Here is a 12,287-nt window from a genome sequence, read left to right on the forward strand (position 1 = left end):
AATGCAATCAGGCAGAGATACAACTCTTAATGACAAGATTGCTCACCATATTGGGCCTTGCTCAAAAACCGGCCATGGCGAGGCATTTCGTACCTTCACGATAAAAAATGGTGGCGATGCTTCTGCCTATTTCACAGAATCAGGTATCGCCAGTTTTGCTGATATGAATGGAGGCTTGTGCTCTTTTCAGTTAAATGAAAATATGGCACTTTATCAGAGTAAAAATATACCATTATTGAATGACATAGACCTTGAGCCGTCAATTAATGCCAATGCTGAGTTATTTGGTTCTTTTATCGGAGCAATGGAATCGGATACACCACTAAGAAATAAAAAAAGGGCAGTCGTAGAGAGAGTTTTTGGCAATGCCAGATTTGTCCATTCTCTTAGCGAAAGTATCGAAAAAAATGCTGAACATTTTATAAGCAGACATATAGATGAGATTCATAATCTCGACGATTTTATACCAGGGCTGATTTCTTATATTGATAGTCATCTTCCTGGTGTGCTTGATTTGAATGAAAAACCACTTTCAGATTATTTATCTGATGAAAAATATTCCATAATCGCAAAAAGCTTTTTCGAGCTGGCTTCGGAAGTGATAAGTAAAGTTAACCATGAAGCAATAAAAAACACGGATATGATCTGCGACATGACAAAGGATATACTGAGGAAAAATTTCTCCTCTATTGAAAAGGCGCTAAGAACTAATGTAATTAAAGCGCAGTTCTCTGTCCTCGGTTATGAATTTACCCAAGAGAATATAGAGCGCCTTAGCGCTGATGAGTTAAAAGAGCTGGGGACAATAATTATTGCATCGTACGATACAACATCACTCAGTTTTATTTGGCTATTGCTTTATTTAAATGAAAATAAAAAATATCAGACTGAACTGATAAAAAAAATAAAAAACGAAAGCAATTACTTAGATTATGCCATGTCACTGGTTCTTGAAGCAATAAGGATTGCTGGTAATAATCCGACCGCTTTATGGAGGAAAGTCAAGAAGGATTGTAATATCGAAGTAAATAATGAAATTATCATTATTCCTGAAGGTACGATTCTTTGGCTCGACAGGCGTTATGCCAACAGAGATCGTAATCATTTTTCTGAGCCGGGAAATTTCAATGTCGAAAATATTTCTTACCTTTTTAAGAACGACTCACCATTGTCTGTTTTGAACAAAGGACACTATGAAATAAATTCATTCAATATGATTAATACTAAGGATTCCCGGCGAAAGTGTCCAGGCAGGATATTTTCTGTAATCGAGCAAGCGGTATTACTTATTTTGATAATAAAAAAATATGAATTTAGCATCGTTGACTATGATCTCAATCTTGCGCCTTTCTTTGCCATGCCACGACCAACATCTGCGGGAAGGATAGTTATCAAAAATCAAACTAACGAGGCGGTATAAATCATGACACATCTACCGACAGCCAAACTGATAAATAAAGAACTCATATTTACAGAGCCAACGGCGATCCTGCGAGCATTCGAATATGGTGCATTCTATCTAGAATATCCATCAGGCATTGATTTCACAGCAGGAATAAAAATAGCCAAAAATTATTATATCGATAAAAACGGTGGCGAACTAGATCACTACAGAGGATTTCACAAAAAAAATCTTGAGAAAAGTTTATTGGGCTACTCTTGCACAGGTAATGATCAGGATGAATTGTTACAGATAGAAAATACTTTATGGAATGATTATTTTACCGAAGATGTTGGCTTACTGTTGTGGGAAATGAACGAAATTAGTCGGCAGGTGCTCTACTGTTTATTTTTCTCTGCTAAAGTCAAACGAAATGATATTGAAAAAATAATAAACGGTTTGGGGGAGAATAACGCATTGCAATATTGTATTTTCAATCATTTCCGTTCAGTAATAAACCAGGCTATGGGGCTAACAGCACATAAAGATAGCGGCTTTATTACCCTGCTTTATACTATAGAGCCCGGTCTTGAATCCTTTTATAAAGACAGATGGATTCCTTTCGAACCTAGAGAAGGATGTTTTACTATTGTCATAGGTCACGCATTTGAAATATTAACGAAAAATATGAATGTTGCAGTAAATGCCAGTTACCATCGCGTCGTTGCTTCTGCTACCAGGAAAAGTACCAATGAAGACAGATATACCTTCGGCACCTACATCGGGCCAATATGGAATCAATATTTATATACGTATAATTTGCAAGGTAAGCTTATACCGACAGAACCATTTATAGAATTCCAGAAACGAAAAGCAGAAGAAATGGAATATGAATTTCATCCTAAAGTAAGCAATTAGCCGGAGCTTCACCATGATAAAAGAAAACAAAACATATCGAACTACAGTCAACCTACCTGGTATGCCGGCGGAGGATGATAGCATATTTCATAATATCCCTATTTTCGAAATGATAAAATGTTATTTTGATGCGACAGGAAAACTTAAATGCGAGAATGGCAATGATGTTTACGATGTAATAAATCATGGTTTCTTCCTTTTGAAAGCACCTGAAGACATCGACCTCCGTAGTGGTGATAAATTAGTTAGGAACTTCTATAAGCCAGCAGAAGCTGGAGAGTTTGCAGACTATACTGGATTCAAAGAGAAATCATTGAATACTCCGTATGAAGGATACTTTGACAGAGAGTTTGATCAATGGGAAAATTTTTATATTGAAAGAAAAAATTGGACTTTATTGCCATCTGATGTATCAACCCAGGCTGGTGATATGGCTACATTAGGCATAAAAGTTTTAAGAGAAATTCTCAGTCTTGTCCATATCGAAGAAAAAAATTGGGAGAGGATTACGAATGGTTTAACGGAAAACAGGGGACATCAGATGCTGGCGCTCAATCACTTTCGAACAGATAAAAATACCCGCGGTTGTAAGTTCCATCGCGACTCAGGGTGGGTAACTATATTACGTTCCTCAGAATCCGGATTATTAGCCTATATAAAAGGCTCACTTTGGGCGGTTAATCCAGTAGACGGTTATTTCATCATTAATTTTGGTAGCTCAATCGAAGTTTTAACAGAGTGCACTCCAAAAAAAGTCCATGCCAATGTCCATGGTGTGGTAAAGACGTGCCGCCTGGCAGAGCAAGAACGATTTTCTTATGCTGTTTTTCTTGATAGTGATCTGCAGGGCGATGTCTACAAATATTTTCCTGGTACAGGCCCAAAGAAAGTCCAAAGTATGAAGGAATTCGCTGAACAGGAAGTCAAAAGAACGTATGACGACTATAGCTCAACTCTTTAATATTGAGATAGCATGATGAAAAATAAAAATGTTTATCAATGGGTAACTGCATCGTTGAAGAACAATGATTTGATTTTTATTGAGGAAGATGGATTCGAAAGAGCAATTGAAGATGGTTTCTTCTTTATAAAAGTACCTGATGATATTGATTTTATTGGAGGGGATTTATTTGCAAATGAATTCTATAAAATGAAAACAGGTGATATCGTTGATAACTATCGAGGATTCCATACCTGGACTTCCTCTAATCTGGCGCCGCGCGAAGGTTATTTCGTAAGAACGGATGATCAGGTAGAACAATTCTTTCTTGAGAAGCAATTTTGGGCTAAAGTCTTTCCTGAAGAGCTAAGAATTTTAGCGGAGAGGATGCAATTTTTTGGCTTACTAGTGTTGGAGTCTGTGCTAAAAAGCATTGATTTACCCGTAGAGCTTTGGGACGAAGCAACAGGGAGGAGTCTCTCCGGTAGAGGTGCTTATCATCTCACTTTCAATCACTTCCGGCCATCAGTTCAGGCTCGTGGATTAAACGTACACAAAGATTCAGGCTGGTTGACTATTTTGCGCTCGATCGACCCCGGCCTCGAAGTGTTGCGAAAAGGGGAATGGGTTCCGATTAATCCTAAAGCGGACCACTTTATTGTTAATTTCGGTTGTGCTATTGAGATCCTAAGCCACAAGATGAAAAAAAAGGTTTCCGCTGTGTCACATCGGGTGACACAGCAAACGGAAAACGGGAATACAAATGACCGTTTTTCTTACGCCTTATTTATCGATAGTAGCTTTGATGAAACTGTCTGTCAGGGGTTATATAGTTACTCTGATAATAATTCACTTATTAAAGAAAAAGAGCTTGCTTCATTTATTGATGATATAGTTAACAGAACCTATCAGAGAGATGGAGACGGTCTTTATTAATTTAAAAAGTTTGAATTATATACAAAAATAAAAGGATGATGAATGATTTCTGACGACATTCGGAATTTACAAAAGGAACTTCCCTGGTTAAAACTCACTATTTTCACTATAACCGTTTTTTTTGTCGGTGTGGCTGAGTTTATGTTATCTTCTATGCTTCCGCCTCTGGCTAACGCTTTTGGAACAACTGTCGATAAAGCGGCCTTACTCATTTCCGGTTATGCGTTCTCTTACGCCATTTCTGCTCCCATAATTGGCTATTTTTCGAAAAAGATTAATCGTATAAAATTACTTCTCATCTCTATTTTGTTGTATAGCATTGATAATTCTATGATTATTTTTGCCCCGACGCTTGAGTGGGCTATCGCGCTACGCGTTTTTGGCGGCATTTCTTCCGCCATTATTATTCCGGTTGTTTTTTCCCTTGTATCCGATCTGGTCGCGAGCAACAGGCAAGCCGGCGCCATGGGATTCGTGTTGGTAGGGATGACATCAGGTATTGCCTTTGGCCCGGCTGTGGCGGGGTTCCTGAATGATCAAATAGAATGGTGGGCTCCCTTCGCATTTTGTTCTTCAGGCAGTTTAGCCATCTTTTTCATCGCGACGTTTATACTTAAAAGAGAATATCATCATTTTAATAAGCATGACCAATCGGCCAATAATCGTTCTGGAATGTCTGCTATTCCCCACTTTCCTTTGTTAAAAATAATCTTCGCCAAAGGCGCATGGAATGGTACAGGCGTGGCGACGTTCATCATTGCAGGGGAGGTGCTACATATACGTTATGGTTTTTCACCTACCAGTACAGGCATGATAGTCAGCCTCTTCGGGATTGGATTGGGAACGGGAAACATTACAGTAGGTATAGTTAACAGATATTTAGTTAAGGAAGAAATAACGGTGCTGGTTATGGCGTTAATTACTTTATTGTCTGTTTATCTGCTTATCATGGCTCCGCTTCCTTTGTGGGGATATTTCCTGGGTTTGATTTTTCTCGGTTACTCTCTTGGATCAGGCGCACCAGTAAGCACTGTATTGATACTTAAAAAGACAAATCAAAATAATAAAACACTTAGTCTTTCTCTGGCTGAAACAATGAACAATGTTTTTATTTTTATTTTCATACCATTATCCATTTCGTTATTAACAGCGGATAACAACCTGACTTCTTTTTTAATCTTATCCATGGGTGCATTATTGGGCATAGCAATATTCATAAAGAATTTATTACTGCCTGAAGATAATACTTAGATGTACAGAGAAAAAGCTACACGTCGAAAGCCTGCAGACTATCGTGTTAACAGTCTACAGGCAGCACCATAAGCAGCGGCTAACGTTTTATTAGGAGCGTTAAATTTTTTGAGAATGTTGCAGATGTGAAAATTAACAGTTGATTCACTTATATTCGATATCGTTCCAATCTCTTCCGCAATCTTACCATCCCCAGTCCACCTCAATATCTCCTTTTCTTTAAGACTTAAAGAGGGCAGGATTAATTGTGACGGATAACTTTCAAAATCGTTCATTCTGGCATTTATGAGTCCACTAATACAATTTATTTTTAGCTTTAACAAATCAGTATCGACGTTTTTGATGAGTGACTCTCCGGAAAAGGATAATACCCGCAAAGCACCATCATTTCCTATCGCGGACTGTGAAAAACCATCATTTATTCCGTACTCCTTTGACTCAAGGAAAATCGTTGCATTCTCACGCTTTAAACCATTTAGCCACGCTATCGTATACTGCGTATTCTCAACGGCAAGGAAAACGGGGTCGATATGTAAATATTTTTTTCTTTTATATCTGTCAACCCATTCATCAGGATAATTACCGAAAAAATCTATACAGGGTTGAGTAAAAGGAACTGCATGTTTGATTATCAGGGAGAAATACGAAAATCCCATCAAATTTCCTTCACGAGTAATCAAGGTGAGCAATTCTTCAAAAGACTCTGTTTTTACTATGTCATCGTTTAATCCTTTCCACCATATGAAAAAACCACACGTTGCTGACATAAAAGACCCCGAAAATCATGTGTACTCATAATCCATTATAGATATAACCCGCTCTGCCAGGGAAAGGGATACTATTGTACGTTTGGACTTTGTTGAATAAATTGAATCTGTTGGGCGAGTTAAGAACTGGGGGTTGATAGGATAGCTGATGAGGAAAACACCTTTGCCTGAAATGCAAAAAGTAGACGCCCGAAGACGTCTGCTTTTCTATAATCTTGGCTCCTCTGACTGGACCTGAATCCATGCGCTAACCAATTGTAGATTAAACAATTTTATATATTCATCAAATAGAACTGGACTCAATTTTGGACTTACTTAAATAAGGTGGCAAGAGATTTCTTTTTGGTCAGTACTATTATGGGGTGTGGCGATCAAATATGACGCCAGCTTCAAATGATAGTGCTGGTCAAGGTTACTACTGTAACTTAGTAACTAAGTGCTCGCTAAGGGAGGCCAGTCAGTATTTCATCAGTGCAACGTTATATGCGCTAATGGCTCAAAATTTGATGCCTGTCATTTGCAAGCGAAGCCCACATCGGGTGATTTGGCCTATCCCCGAAGCAGGGCGCCGCGGAACGATATAATATGCGCCTCTGCCGCAAGCGCGGCCGCCTCGCCGTCCTGTGCGGCCAGCGCGACAATGATCGCCTGATGTTCTTCGATAACCTCCAGCATATGGCCCTCTTTCGACAGCGAACTGGCCCAGAATCGTTGCGCCTTGGCATGCAGCACCCGCAAAATGTCCGCCAACATTGCATTACCGGCGATTTGCGCCAGCAATTGATGGAACTGATAATCCAGGGCCATCATCCGATCCCGCTCTCGGGAATGGCATGCGTCTGCAATCCATTCGTTTATTTCCCGTAGGTTGGCAACGTCCGCAGCGGAAATTCGCTTGCTGGCCAATTTCACACATAAGATCTCATTCGCCAGCCGAACCTCAATCAGCTCCAGCGCATCGTCAATAGAGAGCGGCGATACCATCACACCCTTACGTGGGATAATTTGCAGCATGCCCTCATTGGCCAGGCGGTGGATTGCCTGGTTGATCGGCGTTCTGCCCATCGCCAGCTCATTCATCACCTGCGCCGTATTGAGAAAATCACCCGGCTTATAGCTCAACGTTACCAGCGCCTGTTTAAAACGGCGGTAGGCCAGTTCATTGAGCGACAAATCGGACTCATCGTCCATCGGCAAATCTTGGCTCACGGTATCAGAAGATTTCACGCGTAATGTCCTGTTTAAAACATTTTAGACATTCTACACAAAAGGTGGCATGAAAATCGCTTATTTCATTTCTGAAAATAGAGTGAAATTTCACGATGTTTTCTTTAATCACTTAAATACAGCGAGCTGGCAACTATGGAATTGACCTTTGAGCTACCCGGATCCACTGGCGCCGGGCACCTACAGACCGACATTAATCAATTAATCGTTGCCGGCTGGACCGGTCGCGATCCCGAAGCGATCCTGCACCATATCAGTGAACTTGAAGCGCTGGGCGTGCCCCGGCCAAGTGCAACACCGTTGTTTTATCGCGTGGCCGCCAACCAGTTAAGCCAGCAAGAGGTTATCGAAGTGATGGGCGGCGCGACGTCGGGCGAAGTTGAACCCCTGGTCTTCTCCCATCAGGGCTGTCTTTACGTCTCGTTGGCGTCCGACCATACCGATCGTCGGTTGGAAACTCACAGCGTCGCGCTATCAAAGCAAATCTGTGCCAAACCGGTAGCCCGTACCGCCTGGCCGCTGCATGAGGTGGCGGGGCACTGGGACCAACTCATCTTGCGCTCTTGGATCAAAGAGGAAGGCGAGCTTCGTTTGTATCAGCAAGGAACGTTGGCCAGCCTGCGTAAACCGGCCGAACTGCTGGAGTGCTATTTCTCTAGCCAAGAAATGTTGGCAAGGGGACTAACTCCGTCGTCCGGGCCGATCGACGGCCTGGCCATAGTCTGCGGCACGGTGGCCGCCATCGGTGGCATCCGACCGTCCACGGAATTCCGAATGGCGCTGGTAGATGACGTCCTGGGCCGGACCATCACTCACCGCTATTACTGCACCGAATTACCGGTTGTTGCGTAAAGGGGGGACCGATGATGAAAAAGAGCGAGATGGCCTTATCACAGGCAGCGGAGCGGCTTAATGTCGGCACTGTCAGCGCCCGGGAGTTAACAGAGGCGGCCTTGGCGGCAATGGATGATCCCCGGGGTGAAGGCGTGCGCGTCTTTACCCGCATTTATCGCCGGCAGGCGCGGCTACGGGCGGCGGCCTCCGATGAGCGCCGGAGGGCAGGGAGGCTGCTTTCCTCCCTGGATGGCATGCCGATATCCATCAAGGATTTATTCGACGTGGCCGGCGAAAGCACCACCGGCGGCTCGGTGGTATTGGCCGATGCGCCCGTCGCCGCGCGTCATGCCGTCATTGTCGACAAACTGCTGCGCGCGGGCGCGGTGATCGTCGGCAAAACCAATATGACCGAGTTTGCCTATTCCGGCTTGGGGATCAACCCGCATTATGGCACGCCGGCCAATCCCTATGACCGGGCCACGCGCCGCATTCCCGGCGGGTCGTCCTCCGGCGGCGCCGTTGCCGTCAGCGATGGCATGTGCCTGGGGTCGATTGGCAGCGATACCGGCGGGTCGGTGCGTATTCCCGCGGCCTTTTGCGGGCTGACCGGCTATAAACCCACCGCACGCCGTATCGATCTCGCCGGTGTATTGCCATTGTCTCCCGCGCTGGACTCGGTGGGGGTGATGGCCCATGACGTGTCCAGCTGCCTGGCGCTCGATAATATCATCAGTGACCGGCCGTTGGCGCTGGTCCACAAACCGCTGGCGCAGGCGCATTTTGCCGTGCCGCAAACGCTGGTGCTCGACGATCTCGACGACGACGTAGCGGCGGCGTTTTCCGCCGCTTTGGCGCATCTGCGGCGGGCCGGCGCGCATATCACAGAGATCCCCTGCGTTGAATTTGCCGAACTGTCCCGCATCAACGCCGCCGGCGGATTTACCGCGCTGGAGTCCTGGTTATGGCACCGGCCCTTGATTGAACAAAACAGCGCGCAGTACGACCCCCGGGTTATTTCACGCATCCGCCGCGGCGAGGCGCTCGACGAAAACGACCGACGGCAACTGCTGCGACAGCGCGCCGACTGGCAGCACCGGGTAGCTGCCGCCATCGGCTCGTATGACGCGTTGCTGATGCCGACGGTGCCGCTGATTGCGCCGCCCATTGCCGCGTTGGACGCGGATGAAAATGCCTATTTCCGTGTCAACGGCGCGGTGCTGCGCAATCCGGCGATGATCAATTTTCTCGACGGTTGCGCCGTATCACTGCCTTGCCAACCGGTGGACGCCGCGCCGGTGGGGCTGATGGTCGCGTCCCTGCCGATGCGGGACGGTGCATTGCTGAATTGGGCGCTGCAAATTGAACGCTGCCTGAGCGCAGCACGGTTCCCTGCGGGAAAATAATTTCCTATCGACGTTAACCTTGAGGAGAGTACCCATGGAACACAGATCGAACGCTATGCTGTTGGTCGCAACCGGCATCGCGCCGGCGGATGAAGAGGATTTTAACCGGTGGTATGACCGGGAACACGTGGAGGAGCGGGTACGCATTGCCGGATTTCTGTCGGGCACCCGCTATCAGTCCTTGCAGGGCGGGCGTAAGTATCTGGGGCTCTATCTGACCGAATCATTGGCGAGTTTCACCTCGCAAGCCTACCATGCGGCCTTTACCCGCCAAACGCCCTGGTCGGTGGCTAACCTGGCGAAAATGCAGGATCCGATGCGTCGGGTTTGCGCTGTCGAGTCGGTGACCGGGATCGGCACGGGGAGTTACCTGGCTATCCTGGTCCTGGCCTCCCGGTCGCCGGGGACCAAACTTAACGCCGAGGTCGCCGCCCTTGGCGCGTTGTTGCGCGAACAAAACGGATTTGTCCGTTGTTCGCTATTGACGCCCGACGAAACCCTCAGTTCACCGTTGCCCAATGAGTCGCGCGACAACAGAGAACTGTTGCCCATGATATTGCTTGAAAGCAGCAGCGCCGAGGCCAGCCGGACATTTGCGGCGAGCGCCTGCCAGACGTTGCAACACCCTCACGGCGAGGTGCAGTACTACGGCCTGAGCTGGCAGCTTAGCGCACAGGAGCTCAAATCATGAACCTTTCCAGCGAGAATAACGTTATTCCAAAGGACGTCGACGCGTTGGACGGTATTGTGCGCCTGCCGCCCAATACCGGTCGGCTGGCCGCGGCCAGTTCGATCGGCACTGCCCTGGAATGGTACGATTTCACCGTTTACAACATCATGGCGGCGCTGATTTTCAATCATGTCTTTTTCCCTTCATTCGATCCGTTGGTGGGTACTATCCTGGCCTTTTCCACCTACGCCGTCGGTTATGTGTCGCGGCCCATCGGCGGCATTCTGTTTGGCCACCTGGGCGATGTGATGGGGCGTCGCTTCGTGCTGGTGGCGACGCTTATCATCATGGGCGTCACCACCGCGCTGATGGGGCTGTTACCCGGTTACGCGTCTTTAGGTGTCTGGAGTCCGCTGCTGCTGGTTACGCTGCGTTTTATCCAGGGTATCGCGCTCGGCGGCGAATGGGCGGGGGCGGTATTGCTGTCAATGGAACATGGCGACGCCGGACAGCGCGGGCGCAACGCCTCCTTCGCCCAGGTCGGCCCTTCCTGTGGCACCCTGATTGGGACCGGGTTTATCACGCTGGTCACGGTGATGATGCCCGCGGAAGATTTCCAGCTATGGGGCTGGCGCGTGCCGTTTTTGCTGAGTCTGCTACTGGTAATCTTCGGCTTATGGCTGCGTAGCGGCGTGGGCGAAACGCCGGCGTTCCTCAAATTGGAACAGGCCAAAAACACTACCCACACCCCGGTAAAAGAAGTGTTTAGTCAACATTTGCGACCGCTGCTTATCGCCGGCGGGTCACGCATCGGGTCGGATGTATTGTATGCGCTGGTGGTGGTATTCACGCTGACCTACGTCACCACCGTATTGCATCTGCCGCGTCCGCTGGCGCTGACCGCCACTATGCTCGGCGCGCTGGGCAATGCGATTACGGTACCGGTGTTCGGCGCGCTATCCGACCGCTTCGGCCGCCGTCCGGTCTATATTGTCGGCGCACTGCTGGCGATCGTCTGGGCCTATGCCTTTTTCGTGTTGCTCGACAGTACCCAGCCGGTGCTTATCTGCCTGGCGGTAATTATCGGATTATTGATTCATGCGATGATGTACGGCCCGCAGGCGGCGTTCGTGACCGAACAGTTTCCGACGCGCGTACGGTATGCCGGTTCGTCCCTGGCCTATACATTGGCAGGTATTGTCGGCGGCGGCTTTGCCCCGTTGATTATCACCACACTCTATAAAGAGTATAACAGTACGCTGGCCATTTCCGCCTATGTGACACTGGCACTGCTGATCACGTTGGTAGCGGTTTTCGCCGCCAAAGAGACAGCGCATAAACCTTTATAATCCACATCGTGCGCCGGCGCGATAAGCCATTTTCCTAGCCCATCTGCATATTCTGGTGGGCGACTGGCCACGCTCGTTGCCAAGGCGGGCATTCACTTGTGCCATGAATCCCATGGGGCGCGCACAACGTTAGATGAAATGGGGGGGGTAACTCTGGATGAACCCTTACGGGTATGGCTAAATCGTTTGAAACCTTCTATGTCGTAATAAGTGCCGGTGTTTGACAGTGAGAGGAAAATAGAAGCGTAGAAAACTCTGCCATCAGGCAGAAGACCAAAAAGCCCGCTAACTAACGGGCTTCAGACTGCTGACGAACCCCATGTTTTTTTGTGGGGTTCATCTTTTTCAGCGACCGAAGATCGCGATCGCGTTATTTTGTTTAAACTGCACTATCCTAATTTTCAACTTGCTCATATGACCTATCCAATATTGTTATCACTGAAATGTAAAATAATTTTGTTTCGCAATGGTGCTAATGTTTATATAGTTACCAGGAAGGGTGATACATCTTTCCATATGATCATGTGAACACAGGATTAAAGGTGACTGGATTATGATCTGCTTTGAATATTTTGGATGATAAAATCTCTTTATGTTGAGTGCCGTTT

General features: G+C 46.8%; 11 protein-coding genes. 9 read left to right on the forward strand and 2 right to left on the reverse strand.

Going from position 1 to position 12,287, the window contains the following annotated elements; genetic code table 11:
- The first annotated feature begins 1 nt into the window (after position 1).
- Genes ACL2XP_RS09440 through ACL2XP_RS09460 form a run of 5 tightly spaced genes read left to right on the forward strand, consistent with a single transcriptional unit; the run spans position 2 to position 5,426 of the window.
- A complete protein-coding gene (locus ACL2XP_RS09440; RefSeq protein ID WP_413738518.1) occupies positions 2 to 1,420 on the forward strand; it encodes a cytochrome P450 in 1,419 nt (472 codons plus the stop codon).
- A 3-nt stretch (positions 1,421 to 1,423) separates the two neighbouring features.
- The gene (locus ACL2XP_RS09445; RefSeq protein ID WP_413738519.1) at positions 1,424 to 2,299 is read left to right on the forward strand and encodes a 2OG-Fe(II) oxygenase family protein; all 876 of its coding nucleotides are present in this window, start codon (positions 1,424 to 1,426) and stop codon (positions 2,297 to 2,299) included.
- Between the two features lie 13 nt (positions 2,300 to 2,312).
- Positions 2,313 to 3,260 carry a 2OG-Fe(II) oxygenase family protein gene (locus ACL2XP_RS09450; protein ID WP_413738520.1) on the forward strand — a complete coding sequence of 316 codons (948 nt, stop codon included), beginning with the start codon at positions 2,313 to 2,315 and terminating at the stop codon, positions 3,258 to 3,260.
- 12 nt (positions 3,261 to 3,272) lie between these two features.
- Complete coding sequence (locus tag ACL2XP_RS09455; RefSeq protein ID WP_413738521.1) at positions 3,273 to 4,175, forward strand: 2OG-Fe(II) oxygenase family protein; 903 nt, start codon at positions 3,273 to 3,275, stop codon at positions 4,173 to 4,175.
- Between the two features lie 42 nt (positions 4,176 to 4,217).
- Entirely contained in the window at positions 4,218 to 5,426 is a 1,209-nt protein-coding gene (locus ACL2XP_RS09460) for an MFS transporter (protein WP_413738522.1), read from the forward strand.
- A gap of 38 nt (positions 5,427 to 5,464) precedes the next feature.
- On the opposite strand, the gene ACL2XP_RS09465 is transcribed toward ACL2XP_RS09460, so the two are convergent.
- On the reverse strand, positions 5,465 to 6,193 hold the full coding sequence (locus ACL2XP_RS09465; protein ID WP_413738523.1) for an autoinducer binding domain-containing protein: 729 nt from the start codon (positions 6,191 to 6,193) through the stop codon (positions 5,465 to 5,467).
- Between the two features lie 549 nt (positions 6,194 to 6,742).
- On the reverse strand, positions 6,743 to 7,384 hold the full coding sequence (locus ACL2XP_RS09470) for a GntR family transcriptional regulator (protein ID WP_413731038.1): 642 nt from the start codon (positions 7,382 to 7,384) through the stop codon (positions 6,743 to 6,745).
- A gap of 171 nt (positions 7,385 to 7,555) precedes the next feature.
- Here ACL2XP_RS09470 and ACL2XP_RS09475 point away from each other — a divergent pair, with 171 nt between their 5' ends.
- The 4 genes from ACL2XP_RS09475 to ACL2XP_RS09490 are packed head-to-tail and all read left to right on the forward strand — an operon-like array spanning position 7,556 to position 11,679.
- Positions 7,556 to 8,272 (forward strand): DUF2848 domain-containing protein, encoded by a 717-nt coding sequence (locus tag ACL2XP_RS09475; RefSeq protein ID WP_413729938.1) that lies wholly within the window; start codon positions 7,556 to 7,558, stop codon positions 8,270 to 8,272.
- 14 nt (positions 8,273 to 8,286) lie between these two features.
- Positions 8,287 to 9,660 (forward strand): amidase, encoded by a 1,374-nt coding sequence (locus ACL2XP_RS09480; RefSeq protein ID WP_413731039.1) that lies wholly within the window; start codon positions 8,287 to 8,289, stop codon positions 9,658 to 9,660.
- A 34-nt stretch (positions 9,661 to 9,694) separates the two neighbouring features.
- Positions 9,695 to 10,351, forward strand: a complete 657-nt coding sequence (locus ACL2XP_RS09485; RefSeq protein ID WP_413729940.1) for a hypothetical protein — start codon at positions 9,695 to 9,697, stop codon at positions 10,349 to 10,351.
- A complete protein-coding gene (locus ACL2XP_RS09490) occupies positions 10,348 to 11,679 on the forward strand; it encodes an MFS transporter (protein WP_413729941.1) in 1,332 nt (443 codons plus the stop codon). Before ACL2XP_RS09485 ends, ACL2XP_RS09490 begins: the two co-directional genes overlap by 4 nt.
- Positions 11,680 to 12,287: the final 608 nt, after the last annotated feature.

Source organism: Sodalis sp. RH21 (assembly GCF_047324175.1).
In the GTDB taxonomy this organism is placed as follows: Bacteria; Pseudomonadota; Gammaproteobacteria; order Enterobacterales; family Enterobacteriaceae; genus Acerihabitans.

Excerpts from the sequence above, each read along its gene's own strand:
- ACL2XP_RS09440 (WP_413738518.1), top strand. The coding sequence starts at position 2 with ATGCAATCAGGCAGAGATACAACTCTTAATGACAAGATTGCTCACCAT.
- ACL2XP_RS09445 (WP_413738519.1), top strand. The coding sequence starts at position 1,424 with ATGACACATCTACCGACAGCCAAACTGATAAATAAAGAACTCATATTT.
- ACL2XP_RS09450 (WP_413738520.1), top strand. The coding sequence starts at position 2,313 with ATGATAAAAGAAAACAAAACATATCGAACTACAGTCAACCTACCTGGT.
- ACL2XP_RS09455 (WP_413738521.1), top strand. The coding sequence starts at position 3,273 with ATGATGAAAAATAAAAATGTTTATCAATGGGTAACTGCATCGTTGAAG.
- ACL2XP_RS09460 (WP_413738522.1), top strand. The coding sequence starts at position 4,218 with ATGATTTCTGACGACATTCGGAATTTACAAAAGGAACTTCCCTGGTTA.
- ACL2XP_RS09465 (WP_413738523.1), bottom strand. The coding sequence starts at position 6,193 with ATGTCAGCAACGTGTGGTTTTTTCATATGGTGGAAAGGATTAAACGAT.
- ACL2XP_RS09470 (WP_413731038.1), bottom strand. The coding sequence starts at position 7,384 with ATGGACGATGAGTCCGATTTGTCGCTCAATGAACTGGCCTACCGCCGT.
- ACL2XP_RS09475 (WP_413729938.1), top strand. The coding sequence starts at position 7,556 with ATGGAATTGACCTTTGAGCTACCCGGATCCACTGGCGCCGGGCACCTA.
- ACL2XP_RS09480 (WP_413731039.1), top strand. The coding sequence starts at position 8,287 with ATGAAAAAGAGCGAGATGGCCTTATCACAGGCAGCGGAGCGGCTTAAT.
- ACL2XP_RS09485 (WP_413729940.1), top strand. The coding sequence starts at position 9,695 with ATGGAACACAGATCGAACGCTATGCTGTTGGTCGCAACCGGCATCGCG.
- ACL2XP_RS09490 (WP_413729941.1), top strand. The coding sequence starts at position 10,348 with ATGAACCTTTCCAGCGAGAATAACGTTATTCCAAAGGACGTCGACGCG.